This window comes from Litorihabitans aurantiacus (assembly GCF_030161595.1).
Lineage (GTDB): Bacteria > Actinomycetota > Actinomycetes > Actinomycetales > Beutenbergiaceae > Litorihabitans > Litorihabitans aurantiacus.
Genome location: NZ_BSUM01000001.1, coordinates 2,729,405 through 2,750,305 on the forward strand (window position 1 = coordinate 2,729,405; position 20,901 = coordinate 2,750,305).

At 74.3% G+C, this 20,901-nt stretch carries 22 protein-coding genes and 1 riboswitch; of the genes, 6 read left to right on the forward strand and 16 right to left on the reverse strand.

What is annotated here, in order from left to right:
- Positions 1-65: 65 nt before the first annotated feature.
- Genes QQK22_RS13015 through QQK22_RS13025 form a run of 3 tightly spaced genes read right to left on the reverse strand, consistent with a single transcriptional unit; the run spans position 66 to position 3,134 of the window.
- On the reverse strand, positions 66-1,661 hold the full coding sequence (locus QQK22_RS13015) for an FAD-dependent oxidoreductase (protein ID WP_284251358.1): 1,596 nt from the start codon (positions 1,659-1,661) through the stop codon (positions 66-68).
- A complete protein-coding gene (locus QQK22_RS13020; RefSeq protein WP_284251359.1) occupies positions 1,658-2,653 on the reverse strand; it encodes an FAD:protein FMN transferase in 996 nt (331 codons plus the stop codon). Before QQK22_RS13020 ends, QQK22_RS13015 begins: the two co-directional genes overlap by 4 nt.
- Complete coding sequence (locus tag QQK22_RS13025) at positions 2,646-3,134, reverse strand: FMN-binding protein (RefSeq protein ID WP_284251360.1); 489 nt, start codon at positions 3,132-3,134, stop codon at positions 2,646-2,648. The genes QQK22_RS13020 and QQK22_RS13025 overlap by 8 nt, the downstream gene beginning before the upstream one ends.
- Before the next feature lie 212 nt (positions 3,135-3,346).
- On the opposite strand from QQK22_RS13025, the gene QQK22_RS13030 reads away from it, so the two are divergent.
- The 3 genes from QQK22_RS13030 to QQK22_RS13040 all read left to right on the forward strand — a co-directional run bounded on the left by QQK22_RS13030 (position 3,347) and on the right by QQK22_RS13040 (position 5,679).
- A complete protein-coding gene (locus tag QQK22_RS13030) occupies positions 3,347-4,411 on the forward strand; it encodes a CAP domain-containing protein (protein ID WP_284251361.1) in 1,065 nt (354 codons plus the stop codon).
- A gap of 114 nt (positions 4,412-4,525) precedes the next feature.
- Positions 4,526-4,996 carry a VOC family protein gene (locus QQK22_RS13035; protein WP_284251362.1) on the forward strand — a complete coding sequence of 157 codons (471 nt, stop codon included), beginning with the start codon at positions 4,526-4,528 and terminating at the stop codon, positions 4,994-4,996.
- 185 nt (positions 4,997-5,181) lie between these two features.
- A complete protein-coding gene (locus QQK22_RS13040) occupies positions 5,182-5,679 on the forward strand; it encodes a small multidrug efflux protein (RefSeq protein WP_284251363.1) in 498 nt (165 codons plus the stop codon).
- Positions 5,680-5,685: 6 nt separating this feature from the next.
- Here the strand turns inward: QQK22_RS13040 and QQK22_RS13045 are convergent, their stop codons facing one another.
- Together QQK22_RS13045 and QQK22_RS13050 are read right to left on the reverse strand one after the other, a co-directional pair.
- Positions 5,686-6,690: a sigma-70 family RNA polymerase sigma factor gene (locus tag QQK22_RS13045; RefSeq protein WP_284251364.1), complete on the reverse strand. Its 1,005-nt coding sequence runs from the start codon at positions 6,688-6,690 to the stop codon at positions 5,686-5,688.
- A gap of 72 nt (positions 6,691-6,762) precedes the next feature.
- Positions 6,763-7,128 carry an RNA-binding S4 domain-containing protein gene (locus QQK22_RS13050; protein WP_284251365.1) on the reverse strand — a complete coding sequence of 122 codons (366 nt, stop codon included), beginning with the start codon at positions 7,126-7,128 and terminating at the stop codon, positions 6,763-6,765.
- A 139-nt stretch (positions 7,129-7,267) separates the two neighbouring features.
- On the opposite strand from QQK22_RS13050, the gene QQK22_RS13055 reads away from it, so the two are divergent.
- On the forward strand, positions 7,268-8,725 hold the full coding sequence (locus QQK22_RS13055; protein WP_431310159.1) for a dicarboxylate/amino acid:cation symporter: 1,458 nt from the start codon (positions 7,268-7,270) through the stop codon (positions 8,723-8,725).
- A gap of 95 nt (positions 8,726-8,820) precedes the next feature.
- On the opposite strand, the gene QQK22_RS13060 is transcribed toward QQK22_RS13055, so the two are convergent.
- A complete protein-coding gene (locus QQK22_RS13060; RefSeq protein ID WP_284251366.1) occupies positions 8,821-10,047 on the reverse strand; it encodes a hypothetical protein in 1,227 nt (408 codons plus the stop codon).
- Positions 10,048-10,165: 118 nt separating this feature from the next.
- Between QQK22_RS13060 and pdxY the strand changes: the two genes are divergently transcribed.
- Positions 10,166-11,017 (forward strand): pyridoxal kinase PdxY, encoded by an 852-nt coding sequence (pdxY, locus tag QQK22_RS13065; protein ID WP_284251367.1) that lies wholly within the window; start codon positions 10,166-10,168, stop codon positions 11,015-11,017.
- A gap of 122 nt (positions 11,018-11,139) precedes the next feature.
- Here the strand turns inward: pdxY and QQK22_RS13070 are convergent, their stop codons facing one another.
- Positions 11,140-11,970, reverse strand: a complete 831-nt coding sequence (locus tag QQK22_RS13070) for an ABC transporter permease (RefSeq protein WP_284251368.1) — start codon at positions 11,968-11,970, stop codon at positions 11,140-11,142.
- The gene (locus QQK22_RS13075; RefSeq protein ID WP_284251369.1) at positions 11,967-12,674 is read right to left on the reverse strand and encodes an ABC transporter ATP-binding protein; all 708 of its coding nucleotides are present in this window, start codon (positions 12,672-12,674) and stop codon (positions 11,967-11,969) included. The genes QQK22_RS13070 and QQK22_RS13075 overlap by 4 nt, the downstream gene beginning before the upstream one ends.
- Positions 12,675-13,094: 420 nt before the next feature.
- On the opposite strand from QQK22_RS13075, the gene QQK22_RS13080 reads away from it, so the two are divergent.
- Positions 13,095-14,099 (forward strand): EamA family transporter, encoded by a 1,005-nt coding sequence (locus tag QQK22_RS13080; RefSeq protein WP_284251371.1) that lies wholly within the window; start codon positions 13,095-13,097, stop codon positions 14,097-14,099.
- Between the two features lie 91 nt (positions 14,100-14,190).
- Here QQK22_RS13080 and QQK22_RS13085 read toward each other — a convergent pair whose 3' ends face one another.
- The 8 genes from QQK22_RS13085 to QQK22_RS13120 form a co-directional block, all read right to left on the reverse strand.
- Positions 14,191-14,865: an ABC transporter ATP-binding protein gene (locus tag QQK22_RS13085; protein WP_284251372.1), complete on the reverse strand. Its 675-nt coding sequence runs from the start codon at positions 14,863-14,865 to the stop codon at positions 14,191-14,193.
- An 84-nt stretch (positions 14,866-14,949) separates the two neighbouring features.
- Positions 14,950-16,050 (reverse strand): ABC transporter permease, encoded by a 1,101-nt coding sequence (locus tag QQK22_RS13090; protein WP_431310160.1) that lies wholly within the window; start codon positions 16,048-16,050, stop codon positions 14,950-14,952.
- A gap of 918 nt (positions 16,051-16,968) precedes the next feature.
- Entirely contained in the window at positions 16,969-18,096 is a 1,128-nt protein-coding gene (locus QQK22_RS13095; RefSeq protein ID WP_284251373.1) for a thiamine ABC transporter substrate-binding protein, read from the reverse strand.
- Between the two features lie 50 nt (positions 18,097-18,146).
- A riboswitch (TPP riboswitch) is annotated at positions 18,147-18,250 on the reverse strand.
- 35 nt (positions 18,251-18,285) lie between these two features.
- On the reverse strand, positions 18,286-19,014 hold the full coding sequence (locus QQK22_RS13100; RefSeq protein WP_284251374.1) for a hypothetical protein: 729 nt from the start codon (positions 19,012-19,014) through the stop codon (positions 18,286-18,288).
- A 25-nt stretch (positions 19,015-19,039) separates the two neighbouring features.
- A complete protein-coding gene (locus QQK22_RS13105; protein ID WP_284251376.1) occupies positions 19,040-19,867 on the reverse strand; it encodes a hypothetical protein in 828 nt (275 codons plus the stop codon).
- Complete coding sequence (locus QQK22_RS13110; RefSeq protein WP_284251378.1) at positions 19,792-20,268, reverse strand: hypothetical protein; 477 nt, start codon at positions 20,266-20,268, stop codon at positions 19,792-19,794. Before QQK22_RS13110 ends, QQK22_RS13105 begins: the two co-directional genes overlap by 76 nt.
- Entirely contained in the window at positions 20,265-20,561 is a 297-nt protein-coding gene (locus QQK22_RS13115) for a hypothetical protein (RefSeq protein WP_284251379.1), read from the reverse strand. The genes QQK22_RS13110 and QQK22_RS13115 overlap by 4 nt, the downstream gene beginning before the upstream one ends.
- A complete protein-coding gene (locus tag QQK22_RS13120) occupies positions 20,554-20,859 on the reverse strand; it encodes an SAV_915 family protein (protein ID WP_284251380.1) in 306 nt (101 codons plus the stop codon). Before QQK22_RS13120 ends, QQK22_RS13115 begins: the two co-directional genes overlap by 8 nt.
- Positions 20,860-20,901: the final 42 nt, after the last annotated feature.

Consider the following 20,901-nt stretch of genomic DNA (forward strand, 5'->3'; position numbering starts at 1 on the left):
GGTGCGGACCCGTGCGGTGCAGGCCCACCGGGGCGACCGCGCAGCCCCGCCCGAGGGCCCCGGCGTCAGTACCCGAGGAAGACGTCGGTGCGCACCGTGCGCGCACCCCGCTCGTGCGCGGCAGCGGTCGCCGCGGCCACCGCGACCGGCGACCCGGACACGAGCACCTCGCGCCGATCGAGGTCGGGCACGGCGCGTGCGAGCACGGCCGCGGTCAGCGCCTCGCCGTCGACCACTTCCCACCCGGCGGGAAGCACGCCGCGCGGTGCTCCCGGGGGCACCACGAGCACGCGCCGGACACCGTCGGGCAGCGCCGCGCCCCCGGCCACCTCGACCACGTCCGCGGGGTCCTTGACCGCGTGGACGAGCACGACGTCGCGGGCTGGCAGCGTGCCGCGCGCGATCGCGTCGAGGTGGCTGAGGAACGGCGTGACGCCGATGCCGGCGCCGACGAGGGCGAGCGGGCGGTCGCCGTCGGGCAGGACGAAGTCGCCACCCACGCTCGTGACCGTGAGGCCCTCCCCCGGCCGCATCGCGGCGAGCACCGCCTTGACAGGGCTGGGCTCGGCCCCGGCGACGGCGGCGGTGCGCGTGACCAGCCGCACGCGGTCCGAGGCGGGGTCCGAGGCGATGCTCAGCACGCGGCGACGGCCCCGCACGTCGGTCAGCCCGGCGCGCGGGACGTCGATCTCGAGGTACTGCCCCGGACGCATGCGCAGCGGCGCGGACGGCGCGAAGGTCAGGTCGAGCACCGTCCCGCTGCGACGCGTCGCCTCGAGGCGAAGCACCACGCGGCGCCGGACGCCGAAGGTGAAGGCCACGACGTTCCCGACGGCGAGCGCCAGCTCCGGCGTGACCGCGACCGGCAGCTGCGCGAGCACCGGGAGGTCGGTGAACAGCGGCACGGCGTACAGCACACCCACGAGCGCGCCGACACCCACGCGCTGCCACTGCCGCGGCGGCGTCGTCAGGGGCTCGCTCAGCATGAACGCCGCGAGGAACAGGATCGGGCTCGAGGCGAGTGCGATCGTGACGGCCTCACCGAGGCTCAGGCCGCTGCGCGTGAACCCCACGAGCGTGAGCGCGACGGCGGGCACCACCAGGCTCGCCGCGTACAGCAGGCGGCGCGTGCGCCACAGCACGACCAGCCCCGTGACCACCACGACCGGCAGCAGCGCCTGGCTCCCCACCCACCAGATGCTCGCGCCGTACCCTGTCAGGCCGACCACGAGCAGACCGGCGACGGCGGGGTTGAGCACGTGCCGCCCTCGCCACGCCAGGAGGTACTTCGAGGCGCCGGCGGCGAGGCCCGCGACGGCGAGGACGACGAGGTCCTCCTGGTACCAGGGTCCTCCGGTCGGCAGGCTCGGCCACAGCACGAGCGCGAGGATCAGCCCGGTGATCACGGAGGACGGCGGGTGCGGGCTCGAGCGCGTCAGCACCGCGCCGAGCACGGTGCCGGCGAGCGTGGCGACGACGCCGACCACGAGGCTCAGCGCGATCCCGCCGGCCTCGTAGGTGAGCCGGCCGAGCGCTGCGAGCACGATCGCGACCACGCCGATCAGGGCCAGCGAGACGACCGTGAGGAGGTACATCGAGACCCGACCGAGCAGGCGGTCGGGGACGCTGAGAAGACGCCGCGCCGTCCGCAGCGCGCTCACGCGAACACCTCGCCGTAGGCGAGCGGCGCCGTCGGGCGCGTGCGCAGCTCCTCGCCGTCGCCGTCGCCGCGCGCCGGTGCCGGCCCCTGCGGCAGACCCGCGTGGCGCAGCGGTCCGCGCGTGGGCATGACGACGACGGCGTGAACGCCGTCGAGCGCGGTGAGCACCTCCTGCGGGGGCAGGAAGAACGCGGCGGTGGAGGCGGCGTCGGCGAGCATGGCGGTGCGGGCGATCGCCCAGGTCGCGGTGACGTCGGCGACCGGGGCGCCGGTGCGCGCGTCGATCACGTGGTGCAGGCCCTCGGCCCAGGCCCGGCGGTTGGTGGCCGAGGCGGCGATGGCCGCGTCACGCAGACCCACGACGCCGACGGCGCGCGACGCGTCGAACGGGTGCTCCAGCGCCACGCGCAGCGGCGGTCCGAGCGGCTGGGACGCGTCGTCGTCGCCCGCCGCCCGGCCCGCGTGACGCATGTCCCCGCCGGCGTCGACCGTGAAGGTGTGCTGCCCCGCGCGGATGAGGATGTCGGCCACGAGGTCCACGAGCCGACCCTTGCCGACGGCGCCGACGTCGAGGACGGTGCCGCGGCGGACGGTGAGCAGCGCCGTCGTGCCCTGGAAGATGCCCTCCCAGGTGGGGACGGGTGCGGGTGCGCCGGGCAGCGGCGTGAGGCGGTAGCTGGCGTCGTAGCCGAGGTGCTCGAGCGCGGCCCCGACGAGGGGGTTCACGGCGCCGTCGGTCGCCGCGTAGAGGCGCGAGTAGAGGCGGAGCATGGCCTCGCCGTCGTGCCCGACGGGGATCGTGCCGCCCTCGCGACCGAGCGCGGTGACGAGGGAGTCGGCGCGGAACCGCGACCACATGTAGTCGAACTCGGCGACGACGGCGTGGATGCGGGCCTCGACGCTGAGCGGGAGCGTCTGCGGCGTGTCGATCCGCCAGCGCGTGCCGATGCCCTCGAACTGCATGCGGCCCGCGAGTGTGGCGGTGTCAGGCACCAGCCTCGCCCTTGATGGTCTCCACGGCCTCGTTGAACCCGCCGGAGGTGAGGGAGGAGCCGGCGACCTTGTCGACCGCGAGGTCGTCGATCGCGACGCCGACGACCTCGTCGGCGATCCCGTCGACGAACTCGCCCTGGTAGCGCACCGAGTTGGGGTTGGTGGCGTTCGAGACGACGTCGACGTCCTCGACGACACCCGCGGCGAGCGTGAGCGTGACCTCGATGCTCTCCTGGCCGCCGGGCGAGACGTAGGAGCCCGTGGCGGAGTAGGTGCCGTCCGCGTAGGTTCCGCCCGCGGTGGGTGAGGAGTCGGTGGCACCGGTCCCCTCGGACTCGGTCGTCTCCTCGGGCGAGGTGCCGGACTGCGAGACGCCGTCGGTCGGGGCGGCGCCGGACCCGTCGGCGCCGCAGGCACCGAGAGCACCCACGGCGGCGAGCGAGGCGACGACGGTGACGGCGCGGCGGGCTGCGGGGGTCATGGTTCCTCCACGGTGGGACGGGTCGGGTCGAGCGGTGCGTGTGTCGGTGGTGCGTCGAACGGTGCATCAGCGGGGGGCGCCGCTCCGGCCGGAACCCCCAGTCTTCCGCATCACCGCTGCCAGTGTGTAACGGCCCCCTGGGAGTTCGCTGGACGAGACGTCCGTGAACCGCTCGGGAGGACGGTCCGGCGTCGAGCACGCATGATGGGGGCGTGAGCCCCTTCCACCCCCAGCACCGCGCCGGACGACGTCGTCCGGCACTCGGGCCCCGAGCGCTCGCCGCGGCGGGCGCGACCCTGGCCGCGGCCGTCGTGCTCGCCGGGTGCAGCGCACCCGCCCCCGCGCCGACGGCGGAGCCCGAACCGCCCGCGGTCGCACCGGAGCCGGTCGACCCGAACCGGGGCGGTCCGGCCGAGACGCTCGCGCCCGCCCCGACCGAGCCCGAGGTCGACCCGGCCACGGTCGACCCGCGAGCCTCGTTCACCCCGCACGCGTCCGAGGAACCGCCCGCCGCCGAGGTGGAGCCCGACCTCGACGGCGCACTCGCGCGCATTCTCGAGGCCCGGTCGGGCGCGGATGCCCGCGCCGTGACGCTCGAGGAGGGCCTCAACCAGATCGCGAGCGCGCAGGCGGAGCACTACGCGCGCGGTGGCGAGGGCTGGGACGGCGACCTCGGCGAGCAGCTCGCCGCGCGCGGGTACGCCACGGGGGCCGCGCGGGCGCGCACGGCGCAGGACGGCCCTGCCGCCGTCGACGCCTGGCTCGCCGACGGCGACTCGGCCGGCGATCTCCTCGACGGCCGCTACGGCGGGATCGGGCTCGCGTCCGCGCGGCTCGGGGACGGGCGCACGATGGTCGTGGCCGTGCTCGGCTACCGGGCGGACGACGGCGCGATCGCCGCGGGCTCACGAGGCGCCGCGGAGGCGCTCGACCTGACGAACGCCGAGCGCGCCGCGTCCGGGCTGCCCGCGCTGACCTCCAGCGCGGACCTCGACCGCGCCGCACAGGTGCAGGCCGACCACCAGGCCGCGATCCTGGAGATGACCCACGACGGGAACGGCGGCCTCGGGTCGCGCCTCGGCGCCGTCGGCTACCGCGCGGGGGCCGAGAACGTGGCGGTCGGGCAGCGCTCGGTGGGCGAGGTGGTCCAGGGGTGGATCGAGTCCCCGGGGCACCACGCCAACATCGTCCACCCCGATATGACGGAGATGGGCTTCGCGGTCGCGTTCGGCACCGACGGGCGCGCGTACTGGGCGCAGGTGTTCGGGAACCGCTGAGCGACCCGACGAGCGCGGGGTGGGTTCGGCGCGATGAGTTCCGGGCCCGACGGCGGTCCACCCGATCGTGGGCACCGATCGTCGGCGCCCGGTGCGAGCTCCCGGAGGTCCGTCATGTCGATGTTCACCACCTGCCTGTGGTTCCGCGGCGAAGCCGCGGAGGCCGCCGACTTCTACGTCTCGGTGTTCCCGCACTCGCGGGTCACCGACACGGCGCACTACCCGGAGGGGTCCCGCCTGGAGGCCGGGACCGTGCTCACGGTGTCGTTCGAGCTGGACGGTCAGCGGTTCCTCGCGCTGAACGGCGACGCCGACTTCCCCTTCTCCGAGGCCGTGTCGCTGCAGGTCCCGTGCGAGGACCAGGCGGAGATCGACCGCTACTGGGAGGCGCTGCTCGCGGGCGGTGGCCAGGAGTCGCAGTGCGGGTGGCTCAAGGACCGCTTCGGGTTCTCGTGGCAGGTCGTGCCGCGCGAGCCCATCTTCCGCGACGGCGACTCGCCCGAGGCGGGAGCCCGTGTGAACGACGCGCTGATGGCGATGCGGAAGATCGACCTCGCGGCGCTCGAGGCGGCGCGGCGCGGGTAGGCGGGGTGGTCGCGGCACGGTGCTCGTGCGTCGACGCGTCGTGACAGATGTCATCCGGTCGGTGGAGCGTTCCTCACCCCAGGTCGTGACGGGCCGACCTGCCGCCCGGCCTCTCGCGTTGGTGTGATGGAGACATCCCGAGAGCCGGAGCTGACCGGCCGCCACCACCGACGTCAGGAGACGCCATGGCAAACCCGATCGCCGACCTCATCGTCAACTTCCAGGAGCTCGTCTCGAACGTGCCCGACGCGGTGCAGCCGCTCGTCGTGGCCCTGGCGGGCGCCATCCCCTTCATCGAGGGCGAGGGATCGGCCGCGATCGGCATCGTCGGCGGCATCCACCCGGTCGTCGCCGCCCTGGCCGGTGCGGCGGGGAACTTCCTGTGCGTCGCCGTCCTCGTGCTGCTCGGTTCGCGCATCCGCGCCGCCGCGACCGCCGGGAAGGATGCCTCCGCCCCGTCACCGCGCCGCGAGAAGTTCCAGAAGGCGTTCACGCGCTACGGCGTCCCCGGCGTGAGCCTGCTGGGCCCCCTGCTGCTGCCGACGCAGTTCACCGCGGTGATGCTCGTGGGTGCAGGCGTCGCGAAGGGACGCGTGCTGCTGTGGCAGGCCGTGGCGATCGCCGGGTGGACGACGATCATCACCCTCATCATCACCGGCGTCATCCGGGGCGCCGGGGCCTGAGGTCGCTCAGTCCAGGTGGTCGGGGAGGCCGAGCGCCGCGAAGATGTCGGCCCCGAGGAAGACGGTCTCCTCGACCACGACGGCGTCGCGCACCACGAGCGCGTGCACGCCCCACGGCGACCACCCGCCACCCGGGTCGCGCCGGTACTGCGCGAACCCGGGTCCACCGTTGACCTCCACCGCGAGGGTCCGCGAGCCCTCGCACTCGTGCCCCGGTCCGACGAGCCACGCGAGCACGTCCTCGCGGCCGGCGAGGAAGAGCCGGAACGGCGGCATCGACATCACCGCGTCCTCGGCCAGCATGGTCGCGAGCGCCGCCATGTCGTAGCGCTCGAACGCGTCGACGAACCTCGCCACCACCGCTTCCTCGACGGCGCGGTCCCCGCCCGGGCGCGCCGCGCGCGAGCCGTCCTGCACCGCCTTCATCGTCTCGCGCGCCCGCTGCAGCTGACTGTTGGCCGCCGCGACGGAGATCTCGAGGAGCTGCGCGACCTCCGCGGCACGCCACGCCAGCACGTCGCGGAGCACCAGAACGGCACGCTGCGAGGCGGGCAGGTGCTGGAGCGCCGCGACGAACGCGAGCCGGACGCTGTCACGGGCCGCGACGACGTCGGCGGGGTCGGACACCATCTCGTCCAGCACGGGGGCGACGAACGTCTCCGCCGGGTGCGGCTGACCGAGCGAGGCGACCACGGGTGGCGAGGACTGCGACTCGAGGTCGACCGGGAGCGCGCGCCGCTTGCGCGAGGAGATCTCGTCGAGGCAGACGTTGGTGAGGATGCGGTACATCCAGGTGCGCACGCTGCTGCGGCCGTCGAACTTCTCGGCGCCGCGCCACGCCCGCACCATGGCGTTCTGCACGGCGTCTTCCGCGTCGTGGGGGGATCCGAGCATGCGGTAGGCGTAGCCGCGCAGCTCGCGCCGCAGCGCCTCGGCCTGCTCCATGACGGGCGCCGGGCGGTCGACGTCGGGGGACGTGCTCGTCGTCGCCGGGGATGTCTGTGTCTGCACGGCCATGGGTCTGGACTACCACCGGGCACCGACATCGCGCCAGGGCCTCCGACGGATCCGCCCGGATCCGCCTCAGCGCCCGCGGATGCGGTCGATCTCGCGGCGCTCGCGCTTGGTCGGCCGGCCGGCGCCGCGGTCGCGCACGGCGATGGGGGCGACGAGCTCCCGCGGCGGGGGCGGCGGGGAATGGTCGAGGTAGCAGCGCACGGCGACCGGGGCGCCGACCCGCTTGACGATCGGGTCGATCACCTCGAGCACGCGGACGCGGTCGCCGACCCGCACGGTCACCGTGGATCCGGGGCCGATCATTGTCGCGGGCTTGGCCCGGTCGCCGTCGACCTCGACGTGCCCACCACGGCACGCGGCGGCCGACGCCGAGCGCGACTTGTACAGGCGCACGGCCCAGAGCCAGCTGTCGACGCGAGCGGCGGAGGGCATCTGCGCACGGTAGCAACCCGGCAGTCGTCCCACATGTCGGACTCTGCGGGGGCACGTTGGCACACCGCGCCGACGGGCGGAGAGTGGGCCCGCACCCCTGCCACCTCGGGTGTCCGCCGTGCCCGAGAAGAGGTCGTCCGTGTCGGACAGCACGTCCCCCCGCCAGCCCACCGCCGACGAGGCGGCCTCGACGAGCACCGCCCGACGGCGCCTGCGGTTCCCCTCCTTCGGGACGCAGATCATCATCGCGCTGGTGCTCGGTGTCGCCCTCGGGTACGTCGCCCGCGAGATGGGCCCGGTCGACGACTCGACGCCGAACTGGCTCACCGACGTGCTCGGCACGATCGGGAGCTCCTTCATCAACCTGCTGCGCGCCGTCGTGCCGCCGCTCGTCTTCCTCGCGATCGTCGCGTCGATCGCGAACCTGCGGCAGGTCACGAACGCCGCCCGGCTCGCGGGCCAGACGCTGCTGTGGTTCGCGATCACGGCGCTGATCGCCGTCGCCATCGGGATCACGCTGGGGCTCGTGCTGCAGCCGGGGAACGCCACGAGCGTCTCGGCCAGTCCCGACTACGAGCCCGGGAGCACCGGGTCGTGGACCGACTTCCTCGTCGGCCTGCTGCCGACCAACGTGCTCGGGCTCGAGGGGTCGGCCGGCGAGACCGGCGAGGTCGGCTTCAGCTTCAACGTGCTGCAGATCGTCGTGATCGCGCTGGTCGTCGGCATCGCCGCCCTGAAGGTCGGGAAGCCGGCCGAACCGTTCCTGACCTTCTCGGCGTCCGCGCTCGCCGTCGTGCAGAAGGTCCTGTGGTGGATCATCCGCCTCGCACCGATCGGGACGGTGGGCCTCATCGGTCGCGCCGTCGCGACCTACGGCTGGGACCTCGTGCCCACCCTCGGCATGTTCACGGTCGCGATCTACGCCGGCCTGGCGCTGGTGCTGTTCGTGGTCTACCCGGTGCTGCTGGCCACGAACGGCCTCGCGGTCGGGCAGTACTTCCGCGGGGCGTGGCCCGCGATCCAGCTCGCGTTCGTCTCGCGCTCCTCGATCGGCACGCTGCCTCTGACGCAGCGCGTGACCGAGCGCAACCTCGGCGTTCCGCGCTCGTACGCGTCCTTCGCCGTCCCCCTCGGCGCGACCACCAAGATGGACGGCTGCGCCGCGATCTACCCGGCGGTCGCCGCGATCTTCGTCGCGCAGTTCTACGACATCCCGCTCTCGATCACCGACTACCTGCTGATCGTGTTCGTCTCGGTGGTCGGCAGCGCGGCGACGGCGGGCCTCACCGGCGCCACCGTGATGCTGACGCTCACGCTCTCCACGCTGGGCCTGCCGCTCGAGGGCGTCGGCCTGCTCATCGCTGTCGACGCGATCCTCGACATGGGTCGCACCGCGGTCAACGTGGCGGGGCAGGCGCTCGTGCCGACGATCGTCGCCAAGCGCGAGGGCATCCTCGACCGGGCGCGGTACGACGCCGCATCGGCGCAGGACCTGTTCAGCGACGACGAGGTGCCCGACGAGATCGACGGCGAGGCACGCGCCACGACGGCCGGGGCTGACCGCGAGACCGCCGGGGCGGGTACGACCCGCGCCTGAGACCCGCGCAGCGAGCCCGAGGGGCCGTCATCTCATCGGATGGCGGCCCCTCGGGCCGTTCCGGGTGCGCTCCTCGTCGGAGGGAGTCGGCCGTCTCAGTCCCGGACGACGTCCGCCATCGAGATGGACGTGTCGATGAACTGGTTCGTGTACAGGCTCTCGGGGTCGACGACGACGCCCTCGTCCAGCGCGCCCGTCTGCGTGAGCAGCCCGGTGAAGGTCTCGACCGTGGCGGCGATGCGCTCGCCGTCGATCTGCCCGAAGACGCCCGAGGCGGGGTCGTCGGTGACGATGCCCTCCCTCAGCTGGGTGGCGACCGAGTACTCCCCCACCTCCGGGGAGTAGGTCCACGACGTCTGGAACTGCTCCACCAGGTCGACGATGAGCGCGTTCGTGCGCTCGGGCTCGGCGAGGAAGTCGAGCTGCGAGCGCTGCAGGATCGGCACGAGCCGCTCCAGGCAGTCGGCCTGCGCGGTCACGTCCGCCTCGCGCACGGTGATCGGCTCCGGGTAGATCGAGTAGCCGAGCTCGTGCAGGTACTGGTACGCGACCGGCTCGTCCCACTGCGGCAGGTCGTTCTCGTAGACGTACGGCTCGTTCGTACCGAACCCCTGCTGGATGATCGAGGGGTCGGTCACGAAGCGCTGCGGCGTGCCCTCGTAGGACGCGTCGACCTGGTCACGGCTCACGATGCCCTGCTCGGCCAGGAGCGTGGGGACCACCTCGCCGCTGGTGACGATGGTCGCGCCGGTGGCCGCGACGTCGGCGATCGTGGTGGCGTCCGGGTACGTGGCCGGGTCCCACATGTAGATCTGCGGCGAGAGCGTCATCTGGCTCGTCAGCGCGACGACGGGGCGGCCCGCCGCGGCGGCCGAGATCGCCTGGTCGGTGTTCACCGCGCCGATGAGGATGTCGGTGTCGAGGTGCATGAGGTCGCTCACGCGCTGGAAGCCGACGTTCGGGCCGCCGGAGCGGACCTCGATCTCGACGCCGGTGTCCACGCCCTGGGCCACGAGCGAGCCCGTGACCGCCTTCGCGTCGGTGTCGACGGCGTAGTCGTCGCCGACCAGCTCGTACATGCCGCCGTGCTCGGCCTGGGGCTGCCAGTCCTGCTGCATCACGACCGTGGCGGGGCAGACGGCGGCGAGGTCGAGGACGGAGCCGGGCTCGGCGGGGGTGGCGCCGGGGGCGGGACCGTCGTCGGGTGCGGCTCCTCCGCCGTCGCCCGCGGCACAGGCCGACAGGACGAGCGCGACGGCGAGGGCCGCCGCGGGCAGAAGGGTGGTGGAGGTCCGGGCACGCCGGAGGGAGGGGTGGGTCATGAGGGATCCGTTTCGGGCTCTTGCGGAACCAGCCGGTGGTTCCTGGCGATTTCAGCGGCGGCGTCAGAGTACCGCCGCGGTCGGCGCCACCGGGTGCGCACGGGCCTACCCTGGTGGGGTGACGATCCTCTCCATCCAGTCCTCCGTCGCCTACGGTCACGTCGGCAACTCCGCCGCCGTGTTCCCGCTGCAGCGCATCGGCGTCGAGGTCCTGCCCGTCTACACCGTGCACTTCTCCAACCACACGGGCTACGGTGCGTGGCGCGGTCCGCTGCTCTCGCCCGACGACGTGCGCGAGGTCATCACGGGTATTGAGGAGCGCGGCGCGCTCGCCCAGGTCGACGCCGTCCTCTCGGGCTACCAGGGCGGGGAGGGCATCGGGGACGTGATCCTCGACGCCGTCGCACGCGTGAAGGCCGCGAACCCCGCGGCGATCTACGCGTGCGACCCCGTGATGGGGAATGCGAAGTCAGGCTGCTTCGTGGCGCCGGCGATCCCCGAGCTGCTGCGCGAGCGTGTGGTGCCGGCGGCCGACCTCATCACCCCGAACCAGTTCGAGCTCGGCTTCCTCACGGGCACCTCGCCCGACACGCTCGAGTCCACGCTCGCCTCGGTCGAGGCGGCGCGGGCGATGGGGCCCTCGACGGTGCTGGTCACGAGCGTCGAGCAGCCCGACCGGCCCGAGGGCACGATCGAGATGCTGGCCGTCACGCCCGAGGGCGCCTGGATCGTGCAGACGCCGCTGCTGCCGTTCAAGGCGAACGGGTCCGGCGACGTCACGGCAGCGCTGTTCACGGCGCACTACCGCCGCTCGGGCGACGCCGCGGACGCGCTGGCGCGCACGACGTCGTCCGTCTTCGACCTGCTGCAGACGACGTACGACTCGGGTGAGCGCGAGCTGCAGCTCGTGGCGGCCCAGGAGTTCTACGCGCACCCGCGCATGCAGTTCGAGGTCCGCCAGATCCACTGACCCACCTTCGCGAGAACTTTTCTGACGTACCGCGAGAGCATTTCCGACCCTCCCCGAGAGGATTGCCGACCCTCGGCAAGAGCATCAGCGACCCTCCCGGAGAGAATCGCCGACGGCGCGGCTCAGCCCCGCCCGGACCTCCCGTACCAGCGCCCCACCACGGCGCGGTCGAGCGCCGCGAACACCGAGAACACGCACACCCCGAACGTCGCCGTGAGCCCGACGGCCGTCAGCAGCGCCTCCATGTCCAGCCGCAGCGTGTAGACCCGCAGCAGCCCCCCGACGCCGATCGCCCCCTGCTGGAAGAAGAAGTCCCCCACGATCGCGCCGATCACGCTCAGGCCCGCGGCCGTCCGCAGACCGGTGAAGATCGAGGGCACGGCCGCCGGCGCCTGCAGCTTCACCAGCCGCTGCCACCGCGACGCGCGCGCGAGCGTGAACAGGTCGTGCGCGGCGGCGCTCGGCGCCGACGTCAGCCCGAAGAACGTCGAGGAGATGATCGGGAACACGGCGATGATCACCGCCACCACCACGCGCGCGGGCACGCCGTAGCCGAACCAGATCCCGATCAGCGGCGTCAGCGCGAGGATCGGGATCGTCTGCATGATGACGGCGTAGGGGTACAGGACGCGTTCGGCCCACCTCGACTGCGCCATCAGCACGGCCCACACCGTCCCGACGGCGATCGCGATCGCCAGCCCGAGCGCCGCCACCAGCGTGGTGCGCCCGAGCGCCTCGAGCATCGGCCCCATCACCGCGGGCCGCCCCAGGGTGGCGACGACCTCGTGCGGCGGCGGCAGCAGGAACCGCCGCTCGGGGCTGAGCACCACGAGGCTGACGAACGACCACACCGCCACGATCCCCGCGAGGGCCACCACGATCGAGACCGCCTGCGCGACCCACGCCCCGGTGGTGCGCGACGCCGTCGCGCGCCCCGCCGTCGGGCCCCTCACGACGCCGCCGCCAGGCGCGCGGAGACCTCGCCCGCGAGGGCGGCGAAGTCGGCGTCGTAGCGGACCTCGGGCGGCCGCGGGTGCGCCCACGGGACCGCGACCTCGGCCGCGATGCGGCCGCGCCCCATGACGAGCACGCGGTCGGAGAGGTAGACCGCCTCGCTGACGGAGTGGGTGATGAACAGGCCGCCGAACCGGCGCTGCGCGAACAGCTCCTGCAGCAGCGTCTGCAGCGAGAGCCGCGTGATCTCGTCGAGCGCGCCGAACGGCTCGTCCAGGAGCGCGAGGTCCGGCTGCGCCACGAGCGCGCGCGCGATCGAGACGCGCATCCGCATCCCGCCCGAGAGCTGGCGCGGGTGGCGCGCGGTCGCGTCCGCGAGCCCGACGGCGTCGAGCACCTCCAGCGCGCGGGCGCGCCGCTCCGCCCGCGGCACCCCGCGCAGCTCGCCCATCAGCTCGACGTTGCGCAGCGCCGTGCGCCACTCCAGGAGGGTCGCGTCCTGGAACACGAACGACGTCGCGGCCGCCGACACCTCGATCTCGCCGGCGGTGGGGGTCAGGAGGCCGGCCGCGAGCCGCAGGATCGTGGTCTTGCCGCAGCCGGAGGGGCCCACGAGGGTGACGAGCTCGCCCGGGGCGACGGTGAGGTCGACGTCGGTGAGGGCGGTCGTGCCGTCGTCGAACGTCATCGAGACGCCGGTCATGCGCAGGAGGGTGCGGCGGCGTCGCTCGGTGGGGGTGTCGGGGTTGCGTCGGGGCGGGGCGTGCGGTGATCGATCGGCACGCCGCCAGCGTAGCCAGGAGCGTGCCCCGGGGTCCGGCCGACGGCGGTCGTCCCGCCGACCGGTCCGCTGTCCCGCGCGGCCGCCCCGCCCCCGGTGCCGCGGCTCGCCCGGTGAGGCGCACTCGCCTGGGGAGGCGCATCCGCGGTGCCCCCGGCGAGTCGCGGCGGTCCGCGCGGCGTGTCGCGCCTCGACGGGCGGAGCGAGCCGCCCTGGGCGAGGCTCGGCGAGCGCCGAGTCGGCCCCGGCGTCCCTTGGCGAGGCCGCGGCGTCGCCGAACGCCGGCGGGTCGAGGCGCGGACGACGGCGGTGCCCCCGCCGCAAGCGGGTCACCATGGGTGCGTGACACCGTCCGACCCCGCGCCCGGGGTGCCCCCGACGGGTGCCGCCGCATCGACCGGCGGCCCCGCCCGCGCCGTCGACCCCGCCCGCCCGACCCGTCTGGCGAGCCCGGGTGCCGGCGCCGCGATGGTGCTGGCGAGCTGCGTCTCGCTGCAGTTCGGCGCGGCGTTCGCCGCGCAGCTGTTCCCCGCCCTCGGCCCCGGCGGGGTGACGTTCCTGCGGCTGGCGATCGCCGCCGTCGTGCTGCTGGCCGTTCTCCGGCCGGCCGTGCGGTCCTGGACCCGGGCGCAGTGGACCGCGGTGCTGCTGCTCGGCGTCGCGATGGCGGGGATGAACGCGGCGTTCTACGCCTCGATCGCGCGGATCCCGCTCGGGATCGCGGTGACGATCGAGTTCCTCGGTCCGCTGGTGCTGGCGGCGGCGCTGACGCGGCGCGCGCGTGACGCCGTGTGGGTGCTCGTGGCCGCCGGCGGTGTGCTCGCGCTGGGGCTCGGGGACGGTCACGGCAGCGGTTCCGGGGGCGACGGCGGAGCCGGGCTCGACCTCGCCGGTGTCGGCCTCGCGCTGGTCGCCGGCGCGTTCTGGGCCGGCTACATCCTCGCGAACACCCGGGTGAGCACGCGCATCCCGGGGACGGGTGGGCTCGCCGTCGCCATCGGGATCGGGGCGATCGCCGTGGCGCCGTTCGGGGGTGGGGCGGTCGCCGTCGTGGAGCAGCCGCACCTGCTGCTGCTGGCGGCCGGGACGGCGCTGCTGGCGTCGGTGATCCCGTACTCGCTCGAGCTGGCGGCGCTGCGCCGGCTCCCGCCGCGCGCCTTCAGCGTCCTGCTCAGCCTCGAGCCGGCCGTGGCGTGCCTGGCGGGGTTCCTGCTGCTCGCGCAGGCCCTGACGTGGCTGCAGGCGCTGGCGGTCGCGGTGGTGGTGGCGGCGAGCGTCGGGTCGACGCTGTCGGCGCGAGGGAAGCGGGCGCCGGGGTCGCCGCCCGCGCAGGCCGCGACGCCCTGAGCGGCGGGGCCGACGCGGGCGCCGCCGTCGGGAATTCTCTCGGGGAGGGTCGGCAATCCTCTCGCGGTACGTCAGCGAGGCTCTCGCGAACTCAGAGGCCGAGAAACGCCGCGACCTCCGGCGTCGCGGGTGAGGCACGCAGCTCCGACGGCGTCGCCACCTGCACCAGCCGGCCGTCCAGCATCACGCCCACGCGGTCGGCGACCGTGAACGCCTCGTCGTGGTCGTGCGTCACGTGCAGCGCCGTCGTGCCCGCGGCCCGCAGCACGCGCGCCACCTCACCCGCGAGGTCCTCGCGCAGCCGCCGGTCCAGCGACGAGAGCGGCTCGTCCAGCAGCAGCAGCCGCGGCGCCGGCGCCAGCGACCGCGCGAGCGCCACCCGCTGCGCCTGCCCGCCCGAGAGCGTCCCCACCGCGCGCCGCCCGTACCCCGCCAGCCCCACGAGCTCGAGCACCTCCGCCACGCGCTCGTCGCGCACCGCGCGCGAGGCGCCCCACCGCGTGCCGCGCAGCCCGTAGGAGACGTTGCGCGCGACGTCGCGGTGCGCGAACAGCTGCCCGTCCTGGAACATCAGCCCGAATCCGCGCCGGTGCGTCGGCGTCGTGGTGAGGTCCTCCCCGTCCCACGCCACCGACCCCGCCGCCAGCGGTTCGAGCCCGGCGATCGCGCGCAGCAGGCTCGACTTCCCGCACCCGGACGGGCCGAGCAGCGCCAGCACCTCGCCCCGCGGCAGGATGAGGTCCACGCCGTCGACGGCGGTCGTCACCCCCGCCGTCGCCCCGCCCCCGCGTAGCGCACGACGGCGCCGCGCACCTCGAGGCCGTTCCCGACGTCACTCACCGCCACCACCTCATACCTCTCCCGAGCGGGCGGGCCGCAGCCGCTCCGCCGTCGTCATCACGACCCCGACGATGATCGCCAGCACGACCGACGCCGCGAGCGCCATGCCGTAGTTGCCGTCGCCCGGCCGCCCGAGCAGCCGCACGATGACCACCGGCAGGGTGGGCCGGTCGGGGCGGGCGAGGAACGCCGTCGCGCCGAACTCCCCGAGCGAGACGGCGAACGCGAACCCGATCGCGAGCCCGAGCGAGCGCAGCGCGAGCGGTCCGTCCACGGTGAGGAGCACGCGCCCGGGGCCGGCCCCGAGCGTCGCGGCGGCCTGGCGCAGACGCGGGTCGATCGCGCGCAGCACCGGCAGCACGGCGCGCACCACGAGCGGGATCGCGACCATCGCCTGCGCGATCGGGATCAGGATCAGCGAGCTGCGCAGGTCCAGCGGCGGCCGGTCGAGCGCGATCAGGAAGCCGAAACCGACCGTCACGGCCGAGACGCCGAGGGGCAGCATCACGACGGCGTCGAGCGCCCCGAGCGCGCGGCGACCCAGGCGCGAGGCGGGTCGGCGCGAGAGCACGAGCGCGAGCGTCATGCCGATCACGACGGCGATGACCGTCGCGTCCACGGCCACGCGCAGCGAGTTCGCGGCGGCGTCCCAGACGCTGACGGTCAGCGCGCGATCGCCCGTGGTCGCGAGGTTGGCGTAGTGGCGGAGCGTCCACGCGCCGTCGTGCCGCAGCGAGCGCACGAGCATCGTGACCATCGGCAGGGCGATGAGGCCGATGACGACGGCGGTGATCGCGCTCGCGCCGACGTCCAGCGGGGAGGCGCCCCGACCCAGGCGCAGCGGCGAGCTCGAGCGCTCCGCCTCGACGAGCGCGAGGGCGCGCTCGCGGCTGCGACGGGCGCGACCCGAGACGGCCAGGGCGAGGGCGACGACGACGAGCTGGACGATGCTCAGCACCGATGCGGTGCGCAGGTCGAGGAACTGCGTGGTCTGCAGCCAGATCTCGACCTCGACGGTGGCGTAGCGCGACCCGCCGAGGACGAGGACGAGGGCGAACGCCGTCGCGCAGAAGAGGAAGACCAGGGCGGCCGCCGAGGCGATGGCGGGCACGAGCGCGGGGAGGGTGACGGTGAGCGCGGCACGCAGGGGGACGCGCCGAGCGCGCGGGCGGCCTCCTCGGCGCGCGGGTCGAGGCGTTCCCAGACCGTGCCGACCATGCGCACGACGAGGCCGTAGTTGAAGAAGACGAGCGCGGCGACGATCGCCGGCAGGGTGCGGTCCCAGCCGAGGAACCCCAGGGGGCCCGACGGCGCGAGGAGCGCGCGGAACGCGACGCCGACGACCACGCTCGGCAGCACGAACGGCACCGCGACGAGGGCGCGCAGCGCGCGGCGGCCGGGGAAGGTGCGGCGGTAGAGGACGTGCGCGCCGGGGATCGCGAGGGCGACGGCGATGACGGTGCCGAGGCTCGCCTGGAGCAGCGTGTGGCCGACGACGCGCCAGGTGCGGTCGCTGCCGAGCACCTCGGCGACGCCCCCGAGGTCGAGGGTGCCGCCGGAGGTGAAGCCGCGGCCGACGAGCGTGGCGACGGGGTAGGCGAAGAAGACCCCGAGGAACACGAGCGGGAGGACGACGGCGAGCCCCCACCCGACGCGCGCGAGGTGCGAGGTGCGCCGCGAGGGCCCTGCGGTGGTTGGCGAGAGACTTTCGGAGCTCCGCGAGGGGTTTTCGGGGCGTCGCGAGAGACTTTGGGGGCCCGCCGAGAGACTTTCGGGGCTCCGCGAGAGACTTTCCGGGGCATCCTTCATCGCGCGCGACTCGAACGTTCCCCGCGAAGGCCCAGAACTCTCTCGCCGACGCCCCCAACTCTCTCGAGGGCGCCCGAAAGTCTCTCGGGGACGCCCAGAAGTACCTCGCGAGTTCTCACGGGTACCTCGCGGCGCCCCACAGAACCCTCGCGGTGCCCCGCAGGGCCCTCGCGACGCCCCACACGGCACTCGCGACGCCCCACAAGCACCTCGCGAACGGTCACGGGAGGACCGTGGCCGTCCAGGTGTCGATCCAGTCCGCGCGGTTCGCGGCGATGTCGGCGGCCGGGATCTCGTGCGGCGCCGTCGCGAGCGGCGCGAAGTCCGCCCACTCGGCGGGCAGCGCCGCGGCGTCGTCGATCGGGTACACGTACATCTGCCCCGGCACGTCCTCCTGCACCGCGCCCGAGAGCAGGAAGTCCACGAACGCCTGCGCCCCCTCGGGGTTCGCCGCCCCCTCGAGCACGCCCGCGTACTCGACCTGGCGGAAGCAGGTGTCGAGCAGCGCCGCGGTGGTGGGCTCGCCGTCGTCCCCGATCGTGGCGGGCGGCGAGGACGCGTACGAGAGCACGACCGGCCGGTCGCCCTCGCCGTCGGCGCCCGAGAAGTCGACGTAGTACGCGTCGGACCAGCCGTCGACCACGAGCACGTCGTTGTCGCGCAGCGCCTCCCAGTAGCCGACCCAGCCGTCCTCGCCGTCGGACCCGTACGAGCTGATCGTCGCGAGCAGGAACGCGAGCCCGGGCGACGACGTCGCGGGGTTGGTCACGACCGTGAGGCCCGCGTTCTCCGGCAGCAGCAGATCCTCGAACGTCGCGGGCGGCTCCTGCCCGTTCTCCTCGAACCAGTCCAGGTCCACGTTGAGGCACACGTCCGAGAGGTCCACGGGCGTCAGCGCGTCCCCGAGCAGGTACGGCTCGGCGCTCGCCGGCAGATCCGGCGACGTGTACGGCGCGAGCACGCCCTCGTCGACCGCGCGCGAGGCGAACGTGTTGTCGATGCCGTAGACGACGTCGCCCAGCGGCGAGGCCTTCGTCAGCACCAGCTGGTTGACGAGCGCCCCCGCGTCCCCGGGCGCGACCTGCGTCACCGCGATCCCTGTCTCGTCGGTGAAGGCCGCGAGCACGTCCTCGCTCAGCGCGAACGAGTCGTGGGTGACGAGCGTGATCGAGGACGTCGCAGCGCTGCCCCCGCCGTCGCTCTCCGTCCCGCCGGGGCTCGTGGGCGAGGACGACGGCGTCGGGCCTCCCCCGAGCGAGCAGCCCGCGAGGGCGAGGGTGATTGCCGTCGCGACGGCGATCGGCGCCGAGCGCCGTCCGCGCGAGGCGCGGGTGGTGGTGTGGTGCATGGTGGTCCTCCCGACGTGCGTGGGAGGGCCCGGCACGCGAGTGCGCGCCGGGGAGAGGAATCCCGACTTCCTTCGCCGGTGCTAACCGGAGCAGGTTCGAGGGTCTGCGGCGGGGCCGCACTCTCAGCGCTGACGCGCTCCCCTGTCGTTCGACCCCAGCCTACGCCGCGCCCGCCGTCGCCGGCGCCGTCACACCCGTCGCGTGGCGGCGGCGAGCTGCGCGGCGAGCGCCGCCCCGCCGTCGGCGGTCCCGAGCGTCTCGATCACGAGCGGGGACGACGGCGGGCGCCGGCTCCACGGACCCGCCGTCCGCTGCGTCCGCACCGCGCCCGGGCGCACGTCCAGGACGAGCGCGTCCGGCATCCGCGCCACGTGACCCACGTCGACGAGCGCGACCTCGGCACGCGCGCCGCGGTCGACGTCGACGATCCGCGTCGCCGTCACGTGCACGCCGCCCGGGGAGAGACGGCCGGCCGCGGCCAGGACGGGCCCCGCGAGCACGAGGACCGCCCACGGCACGAGCAGCACCAGCCACCCCGGGGCCCCGCGCAGCAGCGCCAGCACGATCATCACCAGCGCCCACGCACCCATCAGCACGAGCGCGGTGTGCGCGAGCACCGTCGGGGCACCGGCCCGGCGGGGGTGCAGGACGCTCTCCTCGCCGTCGACGACGGCGGGACGCGCCAGCAGACGGGCGTCGCCTCGCGCGACGGCGGGTCGCGAGACGGCGCGCCAGGCCAGGTACCGCGCGCACCACCCCAGGATCCCGGACAGCCCGAACACCACGAGGAGCGAGCCGAACGCGACCGTCGCGGTGGTCAGGCGCGCCGTCACCGCCGCGCCGATCACGATCGACAGGAGCGACCCGCCCAGGCCGGCGACGGTGAGCAGCGCCGAGGGCCGACGGCCGAGACTCACGAGAACCAGCCGCCGATCGTGTCCTTCACACCCCCGCGAAGTCACCGATCGCCTCGACCGTGCCGGTCACCGCCTCGGCGCCGGCCTCGAAGGCGGCGCCGACGTCGGGCCCGTTCTCGAAGAAGGAGTCGATGAAGCCGTCGGAGAAGATCCCGACGCCGACACCGACGATGCCGCCCACCACGGCACCGATCGCCGTCCCCGGACCGGGGACGACCGACCCGATGAGGGCGCCGACGCCGGCACCCGCGGCCGCGCCCGCCAGCAGCCCGCCACCCTGCGAGGCGGCGATCTGCACGGGGCTCTCGCCGTCCTGGTAGTCGTTGTAGATCCCGAGACCGATGCCCACGGGGCCCAGGATGCGGCCCGCGACGCGGACCACCCGCGCACCACGGCTGGGCCCGACGTCGTCGGCCTGGACCCGCAGGTCGTTCGCGCGGTCGATGTGACCCTGGGCGACCGCGCGGTCGGCGCGGATGCGGTCCTGGTCCAGCCAACCGGGCAGGAACCGGAACTTGCGGTAGCGGCGGCTCCAGAAGGTGCTGTTGGCCGCGATGTCGTCGAGCTGGGACTGCCCCAGGGCGAACAGACGGTCGGCCTCGGCCAGCAGGGCGCTGCGCTGCGTCGCGATGCGCGCCGCGTCCGCAGCCAGGACCCCCTCGCCCAGCAGGTCCCCGATCTCGAGCATCCAGGCGGCGTGCGCCGTCGGGGTGATCGCGCCGTCGAGCGCGTTGCAGGCCGTCTCGTAGATCCGGTCGACGCGCTCGGCCTCGAACTTCACGGCGTTGTAGACGCGGATCCTCTCGTTCTGCGCGTCGTAGGCCGCGACGTCGTCGTTGTAGGTGTCCCACACGGCGTCGGAGGTCTCCCCCGCGGCATCTCGGGCTGACTCAGGCCGGGCCCGGGATCCCCGATGACGAAGCCCGTCACCACGAGGTCGCCGTCGCGGGCGTCCGCCCGGGCGTCGCTCATCAGGCCCTGGCACCGCCGCAGCTCGGACGCGAAGTCGTCCAGGTCTCCGGCGAGGTCGCGCACCGCGGCGTCGAGATCGTCGGTCGCGCCGATCGCGCGCTGCGCGATGCCGCGGAAGTCCGATCCCGCGGCGGCGTTCCAGCTCTCGCCCGCGAGACGACGGGCCGCGGTGATGGCCTCGCCCGCCGCCTCGACCGCGGGGGCCAGGGTGTCGCGCAGCCAGGTCGCCGTGCCCTCGATCGATCCCGGGCTGCCCGTGATCTCGGTGTCGATGTCGCTCACGACGGCTCCATCACACGCTCGATCTCGGAGAACGAGGCCGACTCGTCGGCGTCGGAGCGCTGGTAGTAGGAACGGGACAGCTCGACGTTCTCGGACGCCGCGGCCATCGAGGAGGCGACGTTGCCCGTGCTGGTCGCGAGCTGACCGAGCAGCGAGGTGATGCTGGGCGTCACGAGTCCGGCGTCGGGACCGTCGGGGAAGCTGAGGCCCTCGAGCGCCTCGGCGCCGTCGGAGAGACCGTTGGCGATGGTGCGCAGGTCGGCCAGGTCGACGTCGATGTCCTCGTCAGCCACGGTCGTCCTCCCGGTCGGACTCGTCGATCTCCTGCAGCCCCGGGCTGACGTCGACGAAGAGGAGGTCGTACGGGGTGTCCTCGTACGCGCGCTGCAGGGACGCGACGTCGAGCAGCACCCACGGCTGACCCTGGAGGTAGTAGCGGTCGAGCCGGTCGGGCGCCGAGTAGGTGTAGATGGCGGTGCGACCGTCCTCGACCGTGTGCATGACCAGACGGCGCGCGCGCTGGTCGGCCTCGTCCGTCGTGGGGACGTAGACGACGGGCGGCATGGGCCGGTTCGTGGGGAGAGCGGTCACGACGCGGTTCCTCTCGTGCAGGTTCGGGCGACGAGGACGAGC